We start from the raw sequence: 20,448 nt of genomic DNA, 5'->3' as shown, positions 1-20,448 counted from the left end.
TGATGAATGCGATTGTAGAATACACTGATTATCGCAAGTTCATTCGTGACTACTACGAGGAACGTAAGCGGAGTTCGGCATTTACCTGGCGAGATTTTGCCCGGGATGTCGGTTTTTCGTCGGCGGTGTACCTGAAGTATGTCAGCGAGGGGAAAAAGAACCTGAGCGTGTCGGCTGCGGGTTCGGTCGCGCGCGCCATGGGGCTTGTCGGTTTCGAGGCCGAATATTTTGTGCTCATGGTCTCGTATGCGCACGCGAAAAACGACAAGGCGAAGCGTGCGGCGTTCGAACAGCGGTGCGCGCTCGCGATGGCGCACAAGGTGCGCGTTCTGGGCAACGAGGAATTCGACTATTTCAAGTCGTGGAAAAACCCGGTGATCCGTGAACTCGCATCGCACATGCCCGGCGCGAAGCCGCTCGATATCGCACGTGCCTGCAAGCAGAAGATTTCTGCGGCGGAGGTTGCGGAGACGCTCGATTTTTTGGTGAAGGCGAAACTCCTGAAGAAGGACGGGAGCGGTAACTACCAGCAGACAGACAAGGCCATTTCCATGGGGAAGGTGGACGCGGTTCCGGTGGCGGCTCGCGAGATGCAAAGGCAAATGGGGGAGTTTGCGGTTAGTGCATTGGATTTGCCGCTATCGGAACGCGACATGTCGGGGCTTACCATGGGGATAACGAGCCGTGCCTACGAGCGCATAAAGAACGAACTTGCGGAATGCCGCAAGCGCATTATGGCCATTGTCGTGGAAGACGACGAGACGGAGCGGGTGTATCGCCTGAACATGCAGCTGTTCCCGGTGAGCGAAAACATCAAGGACAAGGACTATTTGAAAAGGGGCTGGACGGATGATGAAAAGAAAACTGTTTAAGTGTGTCGGTGGCGTATTGCCGGTCTTGTTGCTGCCTCTGGCCATTTTGTCGTTTGTAGTTGTGGGTTGTGGCGACAGCGAGGTTGCGGGCGGCGTTACAGAAGATGCGGGCATTGTCGCCGACGTATCGGGCGTGTTCCAGAAGGGCCCGTTTGTCGAGGGAACGCCCGTGAAGGTGAAGGGCGTCAACTGCGAGACTCTCGAACCGACGGGCGAGATTGCCGAGGGCTCTGTTGCGAACAGCAGGGGCGAATTCAATTTCGCGAAACTTACTTTGTCTACATCGTGCGCCATATTCGAGGCGACGGGCTATTACCTGAACGAACTGACGGGCGAGCGGACTGCGGACAAGTTTACTCTTCGCGCGGTGACAAGGCTTACGGACCGCAACAGCGTGAACGTGAACCTGTTCACCCACATGGAATATGGACGCGTGGTGCGCCTGGTGACCGCGAAGGGCATGGACTTTGACGACGCGAAGGAACAGGCCGAGGCCGAAGTTCTGGCGGCGTTCGGAATTGCGGGCGAACTTGAAGAGTTCGAGGACATGAACATCGCAGAACCGGGAGATGGCAATGCGGCCCTGCTTGCCGTGAGCGTGATGATGCAGGCCGATGGCGGTGTCGCGGAACTGGCCGAACGCCTCGACAAGTTCGATGACGCATTTGTCGCGGCCGGCTCGTGGGACGATGCCGAAACGAAGAAGGCTATGGCAGGCTGGGCGCGCGCGGCCGAGGCAAACGGCGGGTTCGACGCTATCCGCAGGAATGTCGAAAGCTGGAGCGAGGGCGGCGTGGCGCCGTCGTTCGAAAGCTACGTGGACGAGATTGTCGAGGAAGTTTCCAGGAACCCCTACCTAAACCCCGAAGTGGAATACGGGACGCTCGTGGATGCCCGCGACGGCCATGCCTACGCGACGATAAAAATCGGTGGCCAGACGTGGATGGCGGAGAACCTGGACTACTTCGATACCGTGGCGGTACCCGGACTTAAGGACAGCAGCTGGTGCTACGACAACAATCCCGCGAAATGCGCGGAGGCGGGGCGCCTCTATACCTGGAGTGTCGCAAGGGCGGCCGTTTGCCCCGATGGTTGGCATTTGCCCGATACGACGGAATGGAACGCCCTGATGGCGGCGGCTGGGGGGAGCGCGGCTGCATCTGCGCTCAAGTCGGCAGCAGGCTGGGATAGCGGCGCGGGCACGAACGGGACCGGGTTCTCGGCGGTCGCTGTCGGCGAACGCTACCGCAGCGGTTCGTTCGATTCCGAAGGGCTGAAGGCGTACCTGTGGAGCGCCGAAAATGATTCGGAAGACCGTGAGTCCGCTTATGGAATCCTTGTCGGGAGTGACGATTCGGTCACTTTGAAGGCATTCCCCTTGGCAAACGGGTTTGCGGTCCGTTGCGTAATGGATTAGGAGAGTATATATTATGTTCATGATGTCGGTGAGGAACGCAATGAAAATCAGGCTTGCTTTTGTAGCCGCATTGTCGCTGCTTGCGGTTTGTTCGTTCGCGGCGAACGGTACCATGAAGGGCGAAGGTACCATCGAAAGCCCATTCCTGGTCGATGACTACGAAGACCTGAAGATGATAGGCAAGGGTGCCTACCTGTATTCTTCAGCCTATATGCTGACTGCCGATATCGACGCTTCGGCCTCGTATGGCGAATGGTGCAGTGAAGGCGTGTGCAACGGGTTCATTCCCTTGGGACTTGAGAAGGATGCTGCGGACGCTTCCGTTTTCACGGGCTATTTTTGGGGGCGTGGATTTACGATCAGGAATATGCGCATATGGACGCCCTGTGCGCACAACGTGGGTTTTTTCGCGAACCTGGGTCAGGGTGGACTGGTCTCACATTTGAACTTTGATTCCCTTGTGGTGTGGGGCGGCCTGGATGATATCTATGCGCCCCATTCGAAATATGTCGGCGCCGTTGCGGGCACGGCTACCGGGTATATCCTCGATGTGCACGTTACAAATGGCGAAGTGCAGGGCCGTGAGTATGTGGGCGGTATCGTGGGCGACATGGAAAAGACGACGGCCAATTTGGATAATGTCTCGTATGAGGGCGTTGTCCGGGGCGGATCCAGTGTAGGGGGGCTGGCCGGAAGATCCCGTGGTACGATTGCCGAAAGCAAGGCGGATGTCAAGATATATGCGAAGGGAAGCGATATTGGTGGCCTTGTTGGCGAAAATAAAGGAGATATTGAAAAAAGCGAAGCGGCTGGTTTAATCCTCCCCATTGCCGGAAGTTCAATCACCGAAGTCGGCGGGCTTGTGGGGTATAACATAAGCGGTGGCTACATCACTTCATCCAGGGCATCTGTGGATATTCTGCCTTTGACTACTGCGGTTCCCAAAAGCAAATTGGGCGGTCTGATCGGAGCCAACTATGGTTCTATTGAGCAGTCGTATGCTACGGGCAGCGTCACTGGGAGCGAGTTCGATATTGGCGGCCTGGTCGGTAAGAACTATGATGGGACTATCCGTAATTGCTTTGCTACGGGAGCGGTGAGGGGGAATAGGTATGTAGGCGGACTCGTTGGCGATGCATCGGGAGCGGTAAGCACGTCGTACTCGGTCGGGCCTGTTGAAATTTTTGATACGACGGAAGTCGAGGAGGTAGGCGGCCTGATCGGTTCGGGCGAGGCGGACAGCTCCTACTGGAACGTGGAATTTTCCGGATTGGATACAAGCAGCGGCGGGACGGGACTTTCCGATGTCGCCATGAAAAAGTTCGAAAGCTTTTTCGGATGGGACACCGAAATCTGGACTATCGACGAGGGGGAATCGTACCCCTACCTGGCTGTGTTCGGCAAGAAGCCCGATGCTGTCGTCTATGCGATTCCCACGACGGCAGCGAAGTGGCAGGAAAATCCGGTTGTCGCCGCGAAAGACGATACCGGCCGTGAATTGTTCGGCAAATGGACTGGCGCGAACTACCTGAATGCGGCGCGCGATTCCATCTACTACGGCTACAAGATTGGCTACGTCAAGGAATCCGATACCGTCTGGAGTACGTCGAGCTACATGGCGGTCCCGAACCGTATCGAGATTGCGACTCTCGAAGACCTGCAGAAGATTGGCAGGCATGTCGGCTTCCCGCTGTTTGCAAATTACGAGCTGACGGCCGATATCGATGCGTCCGGGGTTGATTTCGAACCTATCGGTGACGAGCGTGTCTTGTTTACGGGTAGCTTCGACGGAAAGAACCATACCATCAGTGGATTCAGGATTGATGGCCGCAAGAAGGATTATTCCGGACTCTTCGGGAAGGCGGAAAAGGCTGTCTTCAGGAACATTGTTTTCAGGAACGCAAATGTCAATGGTAAGAAAATAGTTGGCGTGCTTGCGGGCCAGATTGACGGGTCGATTGTGAGCAACGTTGTCTCGTATGACGCAACGGTCAATGGCCATAGCAATGTCGGTGGGCTTATCGGTATCGCGTTCTCAAACGACATGGAGCGCCTTGCAAGTACGGGCGCCGTCACGGGAGATACCTGTGTCGGAGGTCTTTTCGGGGCGTTCGCGTCGAAGTTGACAGATGCCTATTCCGTGAATGTCGTCAAGGGGCATTATTGGGTTGGGGGCGTTATGGGCGGTGCGAATTTGGATTTCCATAATGCCGATACCGTCCTCAATGTTTACTCCGCGAGCCTTGTGAAGGGCCCCCGCAAGCGTATCGAGGGAATTGCCGGATCCGTGGAGAATTCCTACTACGACGAGAAGTATGCGGACATATACTTCGACAGCACGCTTATGCCTTCCGAATGGCAGGTCGATCGGTACGAGTTGGGTGAAGCGCTCCCGACTGATTCCCTGCTGAAGCGGGCCACGTTCAAGGGGTTCGACTTTGAGTCCGTGTGGACTATCCAGGAAGGCGTGTCGTATCCTTATTTCAAGGGAATGGACCCCTCGCTTCCGGGAACATTGGTCGATGACGGAACGAGCTATGCCCTGGTGGGCGAAGGTACGGCGGAAAAACCGTTCCAGATTACCAGCTACGATGACCTCAAGAATGTCGGCAAGCATGAATTCGGCCTGGACGCCCATTACGAATTGCAGGGATTTTATGCAAGCGAATCCGCGACGGACAACTGCGTCGACGGCGTGTGTGCCGGTTTTGAACCCATCGGCGGAACCGAAGGTTTCAGCGGGACGTTCATCGGACACAGGGACGGCATTTTCAAGCTGACCATCAACCGCCCCGACGAGGATTACGTCGGCTTGTTCACGAAACTCAATCCCGGTGCCAAGGTTTCGGGAATAGGGTTGGGCGAGAGCACCATTATCGGCAGGAACTATGTGGGTGGTATTGCCGGGCTGGACAAGGGTGCCGACCTTGAGAGCATGGGTACGGAACGCGACCTGGTCGTTCGCGGCAACAACTATGTCGGTATGGTTGTCGGGGCGAAGGAAGGTGGTACCGCGAAGTACGACCATGTCAACGGTACGGTTGAAGGCAACGATTATGTCGGATCCTTTGCCGGAAGCTCCAAGAACGCTTCCTATACAGACAACCTTTCCTGGGCGAGTGTTCAGGGCAATGCCAATGTCGGCGGCTTTGTCGGTATCGATTCCGCTTCGGCGTACACGAACATCTACAGCATAAGCCAAGTGCGCGGAAACGAAAATGTCGGGAACCTGGCGGGATCAAGCGAGAAGTCGACCTACAAGTCGGTCTACTACGATGGCGAAGTGTGGCAGTTCGACAACAGCAGTGTCGGAAAGTCGCTCACGACGGCCGAAATGCTGGATTCGGCTTCTTACGAGGGCTGGGAATTCGGGACGGTGTGGCTGAAACATGCCGCAGATGCCTATCCCATCCTCGCATGGACAGACGGTGTCAAGTTGATTTACCCTGTCAGGACACACGATGTGAAATTCCAGATGGAAGGTTCCGGCACCGAGGAAGACCCGTTCCTCGTCAAGACATACGACGACCTCAAGGCGATAGGCTATGGGAAATACAAGCTCTCGGCGGTTTACCGTCTTGCAAACGATATCGATGCGTCGGCCTCCTCGGATGAATTATATTATGTGGATTCTGCCAGCCATCCGCAGCTGAATTTCACCATCGGTTTCCCGTCTATCGGGAAGTATCGCGAAAATTCCAAGGGCCTGTTCGGGGGTTCCTACGAACACGGGACGGATACGACCTTTACGGGCAAATTCCACGGGAACGGCCACGTGATACATGACCTGTATATCTGTACGCTCCAAGCGTACCGCAATTCGGGATTCTTCCTTGCTATCGATTCTTCGGCAATCGTGGATAGCCTTGAAATAAGGTTTGTGGAGTTCTCCGGCGTTACAGCAGGCCTTGCCTATGTGAACAAGGGAATTGTAGACAACGTAAATGTCAAGTGCGACAATCTGGAGGCCGATGTGGGGCTTGTCTACCGGAACGAGGGTACCATCCGGCAGAGTTCCTTCGAGGGGTTCTTTGGCGGTTACGGGCGTTTCGGCCCTCGCGGGGGTGGCCTGGTCTATATCAACGAGGGAACCATATCGGAATGCTACGTTAATGCGGATGTCGAACGGGATATGCCGTATGTCATAGCTGGCTTTGCCGTGGAGAACCACGGGACAATCGAAAATTCGTTCTCGATGGGTGATGTGCTCGGAATGAACGATTCCGCCTATTCGGCTGTTTATCTGAATACGGGTGTCATCAGCAAGTCTTATTCTGTCGGAAAGGGCTATCGCGCCTTTGCATACGAGAACAAGGGTTCCATCGAAAATTCGTATGCTCTCAAGACGAGGTATTTTGTGGAACAGTCCGACAACGGGAAGCCTGTCGATGGTACGAATTACCATACGCCCCAGGGAACTACCATGGGCTCCATGTACATGCAGGATGAGTACCGCGGTTTCGATTTTGATTCCGTGTGGTACATCAAGGAAGGCTTCTCGACACCGATGCTGCGCGGTTTGCCGAACATGCCATTCCCTGCGAGTGTGAATCTGAAGCTTGAAGGGAACGGGTCCCTCGAAAATAGGATCCGCGCCAAGATACTCGAAGATGCCATCGTGATGGATTCGACGATGACGAAGGTGGTCCATCTGGATGTTACGAGTATCTTCCTGATTGATTCTCTGGAAAAGGCGGAGAACCCTTCCGGGATGTTTGAGATTTTGTACAGCGTGGGCATGGTACTCGGCAAGGATACGATTTGGAGCGACGAAGCCGTAGCTAGACTCGGTGTCCTGAAGTCGGTTGGCTTGAGCAAGGTTGCCACCCCGTCGGGAGCCCGCTTCGGTGCCGCCTTCCGAGGCTCGAATGTGGCGCTCCGTTTCGAAATTCCTGCCGCGGGTGCCGTGAAGTTTATGCTCATGGACATGCAGGGCCGTGTCGTCCGCACGTTCAACCTGGGCAACCGTGCCGCGGGTGCGTATAGCGAAACGCTCGATGCCGGTGCGATTGCCCGAGGCCGCTACATCGGCGTGTTGCAGGTGAACGGCAAGGTGATGGAAAAAGTTTTGATGGCTAGAGACTAGGAGAGAGAAAGATGATGAAGTTACGTTTTGTTTTCGCTGCCGTTCTGTCGCTGCTTGCGATCCATTCGTTCGCGGCGAACGGCACCATGAAGGGTGATGGTTCCGCCGAAAAGCCTTTCCAGATTGAGGATTACGAAGACCTGAAGGCGATAGGCAAGGGCACTTACCTCTATTCTTCGAACTACGTGCTGACTGCCGATATCGACGCTTCGGCCTCGGCGCACGAGATGTGCAGTGACGAGGGCGGCTGCAACGGCTTTATCCCTATCGGCAAGAACAAGGATGCAGCCGACAGCGTGGCGTTTTGGGGAACTATCGACGGCCAGAACCACACGATTCTCAATTTAACAATCTGGCTACCCTGTGAACAGAATGTGGGCTTTATCTACGCACTTGTCGGTTCTGTCAAGAACTTGAATTTTGACCATCTCCATGTGACGGGGAGGGTGAGCGAAACCGACCATGTGGGTGGCGTTGTCGCAAGGCTTGTCGGTACGATTGAAAATGTGCATGTGACGAACGGTTTTGTTCAAGGGAAGAAGCGTGTCGGCGGCATTGTGGGTGCTGCGATGAGGGCTATCGGGTATTCCGGTATGATTCCCGCCTTGAAGGATGTTTCGTTCCAAGGAGAAATCAAGGGTACGGAACGGGTTGGCGGAATTGTGGGTGAAACAGACGAGGCGACAATCGATAGCGCCGTTGCCGATGTGAATATCATTGCTATGGACGGGCGTGTCGGCGGTATTGTCGGGTTCAATGACGGGCGTATTACTAACAGCCGTTCCAATGGAACGATTGTCCCGGGAGAATCCGATGTGAATAATGTCGGTGGCATCGCCGGAGAATCCGAAGGTGATGTTCAAATGTGCGTGTCTACAATGGACTTGGTACGTTACGGCTATGAATTTGATGAAGATATTGGCGGCATTGTTGGCGATAACGATAAGGGAACGGTATCCCATTCGTATGCCATCGGAAAGGTAGAAGGAGAACGCTATGTGGGTGGTGTTGTCGGGAGCGGTGGCTTTGTACAGAGTTCGTTCGCCATGGGCGAGGTGCGCGGAAACAACAAGGTCGGTGGCGTTGCAGGCTCCGGTGCTTCCATTTTCAATTCCTATGCGGCAAACAAGGTCTTGGGCGATTCGCTTGTAGGCGGGCTTATTGGATATTCGCCCGATACAATTTTTAGCTCCTACTGGAATACCGAAATTTCGGGACTCGATACGAGTGCAGGCGGCACGGGGCTTTCTACCGCGAAGATGATGAAGCTCTCGTCGTTTGCGGGCTGGGACACTCTGGGTTATGATGAGTATGTCGTTGATGGTACGGATACATGCGAATACTTTATATATGAAGGCGCTTGCTATTCGCCTACGGGGAACTTTATTCGTTATTGGGACATAGACGAAGGCAAGACTTTCCCGTACCTGGCGAACAACCCCTATTCGAAAAAGTCGTTTATCCCGATTGCGACTCCGACTGTGGCGGCAAAGTGGCAAGAGCAGCCGCCTGTTGCCTCGCTTACCGAGGTCGATGGCGAACTTGTCGGCAAGTGGCTCGGCTGGGTGAATCTGGGCGATAAATATGATACCGTTAGTGGCGATTATACAAGTTTTATATTAAGGAGAGATACGCTCTATTATGGCTATAGAATCGGCGTGGTAAACGAAGGCGATACCGTCTGGGGAACGTCGAGCTACGTGGCTGTACCCAACGGGATAAAGATTTCGACACTTGCGGAACTCCAGAAAATCGGAAACGACATGGCCTACCCGCTGGTGGCAAGTTACGAACTGACTGCCGATATCGATGCTGCCGGGGTCAATTTTAGGCCCATCGGCGATAGCGTGCATGTGTTCGCGGGAGTCTTCGACGGAAAAAACCATACCATCAAGAACCTGACGATTGTCGACCCGTATCGTGACTTTGCGGGAATGTTCGGGGTGGCGGATGACGCTGACATCAAGAACCTGAAACTTGAAAACGCGAAAGTCGAAGGGGATTGGTATGTCGGTGCGCTGGCGGGTGAAATCGATAACTCCCGTGTCACTAACGTTGTCTCCTTGAACGGGAACGTGTCGGGGATGTCGTTTGTCGGCGGATTGATGGGTGCTACCCGCATAAGTGAAATCCATGTGGTCGGGACTACCGGCTATGTAACGTCGGGCGATATTGTCGGTGGAATTTTTGGCGCTTCCGCTTCGAGGGTTGTAGACGCGTTCTCGGTGAATGTCGTCAAGGGTTACGAGAACGTGGGTGGCGTTATGGGCATTTCGGATGAGTTTTCATCGGGCACCTTGCAACAGAACATCTATTCTGCGAGTATCCTGAAGGCTCCCGACCCGGAAGGAATTATCGGAGGAAACTTCTTCGGGTCGGGCGAACACATCAAATCATGTTATTTCGACAGTACTGTTACAGGAAACGTGTACGGAGGGAATACCACCGAAGAAATGTTGAAACAGTCAACATACGAAGGTTTCAACTTCGATACCGTGTGGGCTATCCAGGAAGGCGTTTCTTACCCGTACTTCAAGGGCATGGACCCGATATTGCCGGGCACGCTCGAAGACGACGGTACGGTAAATATGCTCGCTGGTACCGGTACCGAAAGGAACCCCTACAAGATTTACGATTACGATGACCTCAAGTATATCGGCAAGTACGAATACGGGCTTGACAAGTATTACAAGCTGATGAGCAATATCAATGCCGCGAGTTCGTTCAGGGAGAACTGCAATGCCGACAGCACTCTTTGCAAGGGCTTCGAACCGATTGGAGAATTCAGCGGCGTGTTTGACGGGAATAACAAGTTTATTGCGGGCTTGAACATCAACCGCCCCGACGAGGATTCCGTAGGGCTTTTCCGGGCTCTGGCGGCGGGTGCCAAGGTGAGCGGCGTCGTCTTTGATACGGCTTCGTATCTTGGAAAAGATAATTCGTATGGGCCTGCGGATACTAGGGGTGCCATCCATGGCAAGAACTATGTCGGTACCCTCGCCGGTGTCGATAAAGGTGCTACGCTCGAAAAAATCTTTGTAAAGTATGATGTTTCTGGCGAAAATTACGTAGGCTCCGTTGTCGGTAAGAAATCTTCGGGATCTCTCGCAAAGAGCGCATCCAGGTTCCTCGTTTCGGGAAACGAAAATGTGGGCGGCCTCGTAGGGCATTTGGGCGCGGCTAGCGTAGCGGATTGCTATTCGATTGCGAATGTCGTGGGTACAAAGAATGTCGGTGGTCTGTTTGGCTACTCCGACAATGCAACCGTGAAAAACTCCTTTGCCGCAGGCCGTGTAGTGGGGTCTTCTAAATGGGGAGTTGTTGCAGGGGATGCCGACAAGTCGACTTATACGTCGGTGTATGGCGATAGCTCTCTTTGGTTTGTTAATGTAACGGCTGGTGGGAAACTCCGCACTACGCGGCAGATGGTTACGAAGGAAAATTACAAGGATTGGGATTTCGTTTCAACTTGGAGCATTGCTGCAGATACAACCTATCCCTATTTGTCTTGGTTTACTTCGGCTTACCGTATATCCAAAACAATGAAGGAAAAAGTCTATCCGAATTTGGATGTTGACCAGACGATGCTCAAAATGGCTGGCTCCGGTACTGAGAGCGATCCGTTCCTGATCAAGACATACGGTGACTTGAAATCAATCGGGTACGGAAAGTACAAGCTTTCGTCCGTCTATCGTGTGGCTAATGATATCGATGCTTCTGCCTCAAAGACCCAAACCCTTTTCAGCGGGCGAGGCATTGGATTCAACCCTATTGGCAAGATTGAAATACTCGAAGATTTTTGCAATTGCTATGGTGTTGTTTTGGGCGGATATATACCGCAGGATACCTCGAGATTGTTTACTGGAAAAATTCACGGCGGCGGTCACAGTATCAGCGACCTTTATATGGACTTCTGGGACAGTGAACCCACGGGGCTTGTGGATACGATTGCAAAAACAGGTGTAATCGATAGCTTGTCCTTCAAGAGGTATGAGATAAGCAGAGAAGAAGGAAATGTAAATAAAGTTGGCGCCTTGGCCGGCGTGAACATGGGGACTGTAAGCCATGTTGATATGGATGTCTTGTTCAAGAAAACTTTTGGCGGTGCGGGTCTTGTTTACGATAACAAGGGGCTTATAGAAAATTGTTCAGTCAAGGGAATTTTTGGCGGGTCATCTTTGGCGGGTATTTCCGTGATAAACGATGGCGATGTCCTCAACGTGAATGTTGATGCTGTCTGGAGCGATAGCTCGGGACTCGTTGGTGGAATTGCTCTTGTCAACAGGGGACTTATCAAGCTTTCGTCTGCCAAGGTGTCGTTGAATAATGGCCGTGGCCCGATTGGTGGAATTGCCGCCATGAATACGGGAACCGGGCGTATAGTCGACGCATCTGTAAATATTGATGCGAAACAGATTATCCAAGAACGCGGCGTGTATTATTATGTTGACCACAAAATAAAGGATTACGAATACGAGGATTTTTATATTGATGGAATAGGTGGCCTTGTCGCGATTGATAGCGGGACTATAACGAACTCTGCTGCAACGGGCGTTATTGACGCGAAGGATGGGGCCTATGTCGGTGGCCTGATCGCTAAAGCTTATAGCAAGGAATTGAAAGGGCTGCATGCGTCTGTCGATGTTGGGGGCATGTATTGTGTCGGTGGCTTTGTGGGCTTGAACCAGGCGACTATTTCTGAAAGCTATGCTGCCGGAAATGTCAAGGGGAGTGGAAATTATTCCTATTCTGGAGCATTTGTCGGCAAGAACGAAGGCGTGATTGAGCGTTCGTTTGCGATGGGGAATGCAAGCGCGGCTGCCGGTTTTGTCGGCGAAAATGATGGAACTATCAGGCGGTCCTATTCTACGGGAAATGTAGAGGAGGCTGGCGGTTTTGCCAATATCAATCAGGCTGTAATTGAAGATTGCTATTCGACGGGCGATGTGTCGGCGAATGAAACGCCATATGGCTTTGGATTTGCCAGTGTCAACGGTAGCGCTACGAAGGTGAGGGGGTATGCTTCCGGAACGGCCGTTAAGGACGGAAACCGTTTTTGCGTTGACTTGCCCAGAGGGTCGATGCCTTCGGATGAGTTCTACTTCCTTGCCGACGGCTGTATCGATACACTGGCGACGAATACCGGACTTTCGCCCTCGGCAATGCGTAAGCAAAAATCCTTCTCCGCGTTCGATTTCGATTCCGTGTGGTACATCAAGGAGGGTGTGAGCTATCCGCTGCTGCGCGGCATGCCGAACCCGCCGATGCTTGCAGAAGAGAATGCCGTGTACAATAGCAACACCGGGATTGCAAAGAATGTCCGCGCCAAGCTTCTCGAAGATGCCTTCGTGATGGATACGGCGGCAACGAAGGTACTCGCGCTGGATTCTGCAAGCGAGGCCCTGCTCGATTCGCTCGAAAATGTCGAGGCGCCGTCTGGGAAGTTCGAAGTCTCCTACCGCGTGGGCGTTTTGCTCGGTTCCGACACGCTCTGGAGCAAGCCCGCTACGATGCAGCTTGAAATCGAGAAGACGGTCGGGAACTTCGAAATTGCGGTTGCGTCTGGACTCGGGTTCGGTGCCGCATTCCATGGCCCGCATGTGGCGCTCCGCTTCGAAATTCCTGCCGCGGGCGCCGTGAAGTTCGCGTTTGTAGACATGCAGGGTCGCGTGGTGCGCTCGTTCAACCTGGGGAGCCGTGCCGCAGGTGCGTATAGCGATGCGCTCGATGCCGGTGCGATTGCCCGCGGGCGCTACGTGGGCGTGCTGCAGGTGAACGGCCGCGTCGCCGGAAAGGCGCTTTTGCTAAAAAGGTAGCCCATGACCCATGCCGAACTCCTAAAGCGACTGCAGGCCGAACAGGATTTGAAGTACCGCGACTTTCATGCGTCGCTGTTGCCGAACATCGACAAGAAATCGATTATCGGCGTGCGGGTGCCTACCATGCGAAAGATTGCGAAGGAGTTCGCGGCGGCCGATGTCGCCAAGTTTTTGGACAAACTGCCGCACAAGTACTTTGAAGAAAACCAGGTTCACCTCTTCGTGGTCGAACGCATTAAGGATGCGGACGAGTGCCTGTACCGCATCGAACAGTTCCTGCCCTACATCGACAACTGGGCGGTATGCGATGGCAAATCGCCAAAGGCATTGCTCAAGGACGAAAAGCGGTTCGTGTCGTGCATCGAAAAATGGCTCAAGTCAAAGCACCCTTACACGGTTCGCTTCGGCGTGAACATGCTCATGACGTTCTTTTTGGACGTGCGATTCGACAAGAAGTTTTTGAAGTGGGTCGCGGCTATTGATGAATCTCTGTTTAATGACGACGGCCGCGCGGAATGCCCCACCGACCGCTACTACGTGCAGATGGTCGTCGCCTGGTATTTCGCGACCGCGCTTGCCAAGCAGTGGGATGCGACGTTCCCCTACATCGAGGGCCGAAAGCTTTCGCCGTGGATTCACGCGAAGTCCATCCAGAAGGCGTGCGAAAGCTACCGCATTACCGATGCGCAGAAGGCTATCTTGCGTCGCCTGAAGTAAAAATTCTATTATTTCATTCCGTATGCGCATCAGCCAGACATTTTGCGGAAGGCGGTTTACGTCGATGCTCTTTACGGCATCGTTTTCGGTCTGTGCTGAACTCGTGAACATCTTCATCGACAAGGTGGTCGCGGCCCGGTTCCTGGGCGAAAATGCGCTGGCGGCGATATCCTTCTTCACGCCGATGTTCTCGTTCATCCTGTTTCTGAGCGCGATGGTCATGGTGGGGAGCCTCGTCTGCTATTCGATTGAGCTGGGGCGCCTGAACAAGCACCGTGCGGACCGTTTTTTCGGACAGGGGATAATCCTTTCTTTTGCGGTCGGGATCCTGATGGTGGCTCTTTTTGCTGTCGGGCGCCTGTTCCTCGATACGTCGGGAATAGATGCCGAACAGCTGAAATTCGTGAACGAGTTTTACGGATGGTTCCTGGGACTTGCCTTCGTAATCCCGCTGAACAATATCTTGCAGGAGATGGTGTATGTCGACGGTGACATGAAGACATGCAATATCTCGTATGCGGTGCTGCTGCTTGGAAACCTGGTCTTCTCGTGCGTGTTCTGCAAGTTCTGGGGAATGTCGGGAATCGCGCTCGGGACGGTGCTTTCCGTTGTTCTCAGCATCCTTGTGCTTTGTTCGCACTTTGTGCGGAAGGGCAATACGCTCAAGTTTGTGTGGTATTTCAAGATCCGCGATGTCGCGAAGGTTGTCCGGTTCAGCATGGCGGAAGCGTGCGAGTATCTTTTCTTTGCGCTGTTTGCCGCAGTCATGAACTTCTACTTCGTCACCCATTTCGGCAGCGACAGGATTGCCATCCTCTCGGTTATTTACGAAATCCTTGAACTCAGCGTCGTATTCAATGGCATCTGGATGGCGGCCGAGCCGATTATCAACATCTACCGAGGCGAGGAAAACGGTAACGGGGTCGCGCAGATGATGAAATTCGTGAACTGGGTGTCGCTCAAGGAGACTCTGGTCGCTACCGCGCTCCTGCTGGCGTTTGCGCCCCTGCTCGCGCGCCTGTTCCACATCAGTTCGGCAAGCGCCGCGGACGAACTCGCCTTTGCGATTCGCGCCTGCGCTGTCGGGCTGTGTCCGCTCGCTTTTGTGAAGATATATGCGGCCTATCATGTCCACGAAAAGCCGATTCTCTCGTTCCTGTTCATCTTTGTCGCGGTGTTCCTCGGCCCGGTAGCCTGTGTCCTGGGCGGTGTGCCGCTCTGGGGCGATGGTAATGTGTGGCTCGGATTTGGCGTTTCTCCGTTTGTTGCTTTTGCAGTGTGCTGCATTGTCCAGCTCGTGCTCTACGGTAGATCCGGTTTTCCGCTCCTTCTCGAAGAATCCGAAGGAACGGGACACTGGTATATGTACGATCTGTTGCTGAATCCCGAAAACCTGGTCAAGTACCGCGATATCATCGGGAAGAAGCTGAAGGATGCGTCCGTGGATGACGCCGGAATCGTGAAGGCGATGCTCCTGCTCGAGGAACTCGGCATGACCGTCTACGAGAGCAATGCGGGACGGAAGGTTTACATGGAAGTCTCGCTGCAGGTGCTGCAGGGCGAATTCCTGCTTGTCATCAAGGACGACGGGAAACTCATGGACCTGACAGACCTGGAGCGTTCGGTGACGGGACTTCGTGCCTACCTCGTGAACATGTTCATGAAGGTCCAGCGCGACAAGCATTACCTGCTTACCACGAGCTGCAACCGCCATGTGTTCCGCTTTGCGCAGGAATAGGATTGCTCCGCCGGATTCGAATTGCTAATTTTTCGGTATGGATAGAGCACGCCGCCGCAAATTCGGCCAAAACTTTCTGGATGTACCTACCGCGCAGATGATTGCGGGGGACCTGCCTGCAGAGGCGGGCGACTACGTGCTTGAAATTGGCCCCGGGCACGGGGCGCTGACCGAGCATCTGCTCGGGCGCGCCGTGCAACTCACTGCCGTCGAGATCGACGAGCAGTGCGTGGAATTTCTGGAACAGAAATTCCGGGGCCGGGAAAACTTCCGCATCGAGAATATCGACTTCCTGAAGTTCGACCTGCAGGGATTCCTGGATGCGCACGCAAAACCGTGGGTCACCGGCAATCTCCCGTACAACGTTTCCACGGCGATTATCGCGGGGCTCATGCCGAAGCTCCATCTGACCAGGGGATTCATGGGGATGGTGCAGCTCGAAGTCGCTGAACGCATCTGCGCGTCGCCCTGCAGCAGCAACTACGGAAGTTTATCCGTACTCGTGTCCGCGTTCGCCGATACGCAGATACTGAGGAAGATCGGCCCGGAACACTTCACGCCGCGCCCGAACGTGGACAGCGCTACGATGCTCCTCACGCCCAAGGAATGTCCGCTCCAGGTCCCCGAGGGTTACTTCGACTTCGTGCGGGCCGCGTTTACGCAGAAGAGGAAGACGCTCGCGAATTCCTTCGGTCGCGCCTACGACAAGAAGAAAATCCAGGAAGCCATCGAACTTCTGGATTATCCTACGACGGTCCGTGCCGAGGAACTTTCGCCTTCGCAGTTCCTTGAATTCTACAAGGTCATTGTCGGGGAGTAGCTTTATTTTTCGGCGGCGGCCTGCTCGAAATCGGTCGCGATGAGGTCGCTTACGTCGACCCTGCCAAGATCCGGGGAAGCTGCAAGGCGGTTGGCCTGCTTCTCGATGACTTTTTCGAACAGGTTGCGCACGTAGCGTCCGTTTCCGAACCGGCTGTCTTTCTTGCTGACGGCATCGGCGATGCAGCGCTTCATGGCGGCCTCTGCGGCTTTGCCTATCTTGTAGTCGTATTTCGCGAGGAACGACCTGAAAATCTGCGCGAGCTCGTCTTCCGAATAGTCGGGGAAGTTGATGTACCTGTTGAATCGCGAAGAGAGGCCGGGATTCGAGTTCACGAAGCGCTTGATTTCGTCCGTGTAGCCGGCGATGATGACCACGAGCCTGTCACGGTCATCTTCCATGCGCTTGAGGAGCGTGTCGATGGCCTCCTGCCCGTAGTCGTTTTCGGCGCTTCGCGCGAGCGTGTAGGCTTCGTCGATAAACAGGACTCCGTCCAGGGCGTCGTCTATTACTTTGTTTGTCTTGATGGCCGTCTGTCCCATGTAGCCTGCGACCAGGTCTGCCCGCGTCGCCTCTACCAGGTGGCCTTTGCGGAGAACGCCCAGGTCCTTGAAAATTTCGGCCATGATGCGCGCGATTGTCGTCTTGCCCGTGCCGGGATTTCCGGAGAACACCAGGTGGTACGATGTCGGCGGAACGGAAAGCCCTTTCTTCTTGCGTTCGTTCTGCACGCGGATAAAGTTGTAGAACGTGACGACTTCCTTCTTCACCGACGAAAGGCCGATGAGCGAATCGAGCTGCTTCACCGCCTCGCCCTGCGGGACGCGTTCTTCCTTTGCGGGTCGCATGTTGCGCGAGACGGCTTCTTTTAGAGGCGTGTTCTTGTAGTTCACCGGTCGCGTGGAGCACTTGACGAATCCCGGGCGCCATGCTGCCGAGCGGTTGTTCCCGATGTGCCTTTCCAGGTACTGCAGCCATTGCACCTCGTCCGGAGTGAGCTTGCCGTCGATGTTTGCAAGCGCCGCGGAATAGTCATAAAGGAGCCGCGAGTACTTGCGGACGGCATCGGGAGAAAATCCTCCGAATATCGAACTGAACAGGAATATCTCTCCGGTGGTCTCTATCTGGGCGTGGTTCCTTTCCAGGTTTTGCACCAGGGGACCCATCTCGATTTCTTTGTCGACGAATGACTGGAGAACAAGGCGGTTCCAGTCCGTCGTGGCGGGTGCGTTTGTCCGCAGGCGCAGCAGTAGCGAAACAAAACCGCAGGACTCGAACGAGTCGAGGCTCATTTCGTGGCCGAGCTTTTCGGAAAGGTAGTTGATGTCCGAGAGGAATATGGTCGAAAGTTCCTGGAACGTGTCGCTGCCTTCGCCCAGTTCAAAGTGGTTGCGCAACTTTTCGGCCACGCCGTCGTAATATATGAAATCCTTGAAGAAACTTGCGATGGCGTTTACCGTGGGCGCAAGCTTCGTCATGTATTTCGTGAGCCTCGGGTCTATCTGGCCGTTCGGCTTCACGGCAACGGCATACTGCGAATCTCCCGAAAGATTCTTCTCCATCGGGGATGTCATCACCTCTTTCATCAGGTCGGCAACCTGCTGCGCCGTCTCGGTGGAACGGTAGCGGGTCCACAGGAGGAACCCGGTTACGGAGATAATGAGGACGAGCGCGATGAAGAGGAGGTAGGCGGACGCTCCCAGAACGGAGGAAAGCTTGATGATGGCCACGGTGGCGACCATCGTGAGCATCAGCATGACGGAGCTGATGCCTGCGAGAAGAGTCTGGTTCGTCTTTCTTTTTGGCATACGCTCTTCAAATCTATATTATTTTACTGGAAACGAAACGGGAAAATAGCCCTGCGCCGCTACTTGCAGGAAAAACCCTGCAATTCGAGACCGGCACGCATTTCGCCATAGGTCGAAGTGCGTTTCATGTCCATCGCCTTCATGAATCGGCAATCGTTGTCGATGTGCATGCGGAATCCAGTCATGGTCGGCTCGACCTCGCCCTTGCCGCTTGCACGCACGTGTTCTATCATCTGTTCGCGCCTGTCGCTCAGTTCGGGCGGCACGAACACGTCGGTGACGATGTCGACATTCTTGATTTCGTAGTCACCGAACACGAACGAAATGGTGACGAGGTTCTTGAGACCGTTGAACTGGCCGTTTACCTTGCAGACGAGATTCTTCTGCGTGTTCTTGACTTTTTTCGGCCTTGCCGCATTTGCCTTCACTTTCGGGTCCGGCGTATACTGCAGGGCGTTCAACAGATCTTCTTCCTTGACTGCCCCGACGAGCTGGTTGATAAACTTTCCGTCGCGGATGAAGAAGAATGTCGGAAACGCTTGAATCGGGAGTGAAGCCTTTATCTTGTCTATGTTCGGCTCGTCGATTCCCACGGTCGCAATCTTGATGTCGCTGTAATTTTTGGCGATGCCGATGAGGGTCGGAATCATGATGAGGCAGGGCGGGCAGCTTGTGGAAGTGATGTCCAGAATCACTGGCTTTTTCGACTGCAGGATTTCTTTCTCGAAGTTGCTGTCGTTTATCTTGACAATCTTGATGTCTTCGGCCGCCTGTGCGTTCCCTTTTGCAAACGCGAAACTGGCCGTGGCCAGAGCCACGGCGCAGATATTCGCGATTACCTTTACGAAGGAGGTTCTCATCTTCGGGAATTACACCTTGTCCAAAGCCTGCGTGAGGTCCGCGATGATGTCTTCGACGTTTTCGATACCGACGCTGAAGCGGATCAGGTCCGGAGCAACGCCTGCCTCGATCAACTGTTCGTCGCTGAGCTGACGGTGCGTGTGGCTTGCCGGATGCAGCACGCAGCTGCGGGCATCGGCCACATGGGTCACGATGCAGATCATCTTGAGGTTGTCCATGAACTGGATGCTCTTTTCGCGGCCACCCTTGATACCGAAGGTGAGCACGCCACACGGGAGCCCGCCCTTGAACTGCTTCTTGGCAAGTTCGTGGTACTTGTTGCCCTCGAGGCCCGCGTAATCGACCCAGGCCACCTTCGGGTGGTTCTGCAGGAACTTCGCGCAGGCGAGAGCGTTTTCGCAGTGGCGCGGCATGCGCAGATGGAGCGTTTCAAGGCCAACGTTCAGGAGGAACGCGTTCTGCGGAGCCTGGATGCTGCCGAGGTCACGCATCAGCTGGGCCGTAGCCTTCGTGATGAAGGCGCCCTTGCCGAAAGCCTTCGTGTAGGCAAGGCCGTGGTAGCTCGGGTCCGGTTCGGTGAGACCCTTGAACTTGTCGTGATGGGCTTCCCAGTCAAAGTTACCGCTATCCACGATGCAGCCACCCACAGCCATCGCGTGACCGTCCATGTACTTGGTGGTGGAGTGAGTCACGATGTCCACGCCGAATTCAATCGGGCGGCAAAGAATCGGAGTCGGGAACGTATTGTCCACAATCATCGGCACGCCGTGCTTGTGGGCGATGTCGGCGAAGCGCTTGAGGTCCAAAATCTTGCCGGCGGGGTTTGCCACCGTCTCGCCGAAGAAGCACTTGGTGTTCGGGCGGAAAGCCTTCTCGATTTCCTCGTCGCTAGCGTCCTGGTCCACGAACGTGCATTCGATACCGAGCTTCTTCATGGTAACGCTGAAGAGGTTGCTCGTACCGCCGTAAATAGCGCTGGTGCTGATGAAGTGGTCGCCCGCCTCGCAGATGTTGAACACGGCGAAGAAGTTCGCCGCCTGACCGGAACTCGTGAGCATCGCAGCGACACCGCCTTCCATGGCCGCAATCTTGGATGCCACGGCATCGTTGGTCGGGTTCTGCAGGCGCGTGTAGAAGTAGCCGCTGGCCTTCAGGTCGAACAGGTCGGCCATCGCGTTGCTGGACTCGTACTTGAAAGTGGTGCTCTGGTAGATGGGAAGGACGCGCGGTTCGCCGTTTTTCGGCTGCCAGCCGCCCTGTACGCACAAAGTTTCGATCTTGGACATTTTTGCCTCTTGTTTGTTATAGCC

At 54.5% G+C, this 20,448-nt stretch carries 10 protein-coding genes; 7 read left to right on the top strand and 3 right to left on the bottom strand.

Going from position 1 to position 20,448, the window contains the following annotated elements; genetic code table 11:
• Positions 1–2 precede the first annotated feature (2 nt).
• The 7 genes from B2310_RS06435 to rsmA are packed head-to-tail and all read left to right on the top strand — an operon-like array spanning position 3 to position 16,469.
• On the top strand, positions 3–872 hold the full coding sequence (locus tag B2310_RS06435; RefSeq protein WP_290729767.1) for a TIGR02147 family protein: 870 nt from the start codon (positions 3–5) through the stop codon (positions 870–872).
• Positions 850–2,289 carry a fibrobacter succinogenes major paralogous domain-containing protein gene (locus B2310_RS06430; protein ID WP_290729764.1) on the top strand — a complete coding sequence of 480 codons (1,440 nt, stop codon included), beginning with the start codon at positions 850–852 and terminating at the stop codon, positions 2,287–2,289. The genes B2310_RS06435 and B2310_RS06430 overlap by 23 nt, the downstream gene beginning before the upstream one ends.
• 19 nt (positions 2,290–2,308) lie before the next feature.
• Positions 2,309–7,375 carry a GLUG motif-containing protein gene (locus B2310_RS06425; protein ID WP_290729761.1) on the top strand — a complete coding sequence of 1,689 codons (5,067 nt, stop codon included), beginning with the start codon at positions 2,309–2,311 and terminating at the stop codon, positions 7,373–7,375.
• An 11-nt stretch (positions 7,376–7,386) separates the two neighbouring features.
• Entirely contained in the window at positions 7,387–13,191 is a 5,805-nt protein-coding gene (locus B2310_RS06420) for a GLUG motif-containing protein (protein WP_290729758.1), read from the top strand.
• 3 nt (positions 13,192–13,194) lie between these two features.
• Positions 13,195–13,911 (top strand): DNA alkylation repair protein, encoded by a 717-nt coding sequence (locus tag B2310_RS06415; RefSeq protein WP_290729755.1) that lies wholly within the window; start codon positions 13,195–13,197, stop codon positions 13,909–13,911.
• A 22-nt stretch (positions 13,912–13,933) separates the two neighbouring features.
• The gene (locus tag B2310_RS06410; protein ID WP_290729752.1) at positions 13,934–15,649 is read left to right on the top strand and encodes an MATE family efflux transporter; all 1,716 of its coding nucleotides are present in this window, start codon (positions 13,934–13,936) and stop codon (positions 15,647–15,649) included.
• Positions 15,650–15,686: 37 nt separating this feature from the next.
• Positions 15,687–16,469 (top strand): 16S rRNA (adenine(1518)-N(6)/adenine(1519)-N(6))-dimethyltransferase RsmA, encoded by a 783-nt coding sequence (gene rsmA, locus B2310_RS06405; RefSeq protein ID WP_290729749.1) that lies wholly within the window; start codon positions 15,687–15,689, stop codon positions 16,467–16,469.
• Positions 16,470–16,471: 2 nt separating this feature from the next.
• Here rsmA and B2310_RS06400 read toward each other — a convergent pair whose 3' ends face one another.
• The 3 genes from B2310_RS06400 to B2310_RS06390 are packed head-to-tail and all read right to left on the bottom strand — an operon-like array spanning position 16,472 to position 20,424.
• A complete protein-coding gene (locus B2310_RS06400; protein ID WP_290729746.1) occupies positions 16,472–18,277 on the bottom strand; it encodes an AAA family ATPase in 1,806 nt (601 codons plus the stop codon).
• A 59-nt stretch (positions 18,278–18,336) separates the two neighbouring features.
• A complete protein-coding gene (locus B2310_RS06395) occupies positions 18,337–19,137 on the bottom strand; it encodes a thioredoxin family protein (protein ID WP_173381600.1) in 801 nt (266 codons plus the stop codon).
• Between the two features lie 9 nt (positions 19,138–19,146).
• The gene (locus B2310_RS06390) at positions 19,147–20,424 is read right to left on the bottom strand and encodes an O-acetylhomoserine aminocarboxypropyltransferase/cysteine synthase family protein (RefSeq protein ID WP_072807659.1); all 1,278 of its coding nucleotides are present in this window, start codon (positions 20,422–20,424) and stop codon (positions 19,147–19,149) included.
• Between the last annotated feature and the right edge of the window lie 24 nt (positions 20,425–20,448).

Origin of the sequence: Fibrobacter sp. UBA3629, assembly GCF_002374005.1 — a bacterium.
GTDB lineage: Bacteria > Fibrobacterota > Fibrobacteria > Fibrobacterales > Fibrobacteraceae > Fibrobacter.
Note: the sequence above shows the minus strand (reverse complement) of the source record. Positions and strands in the feature narration are given on the sequence as shown.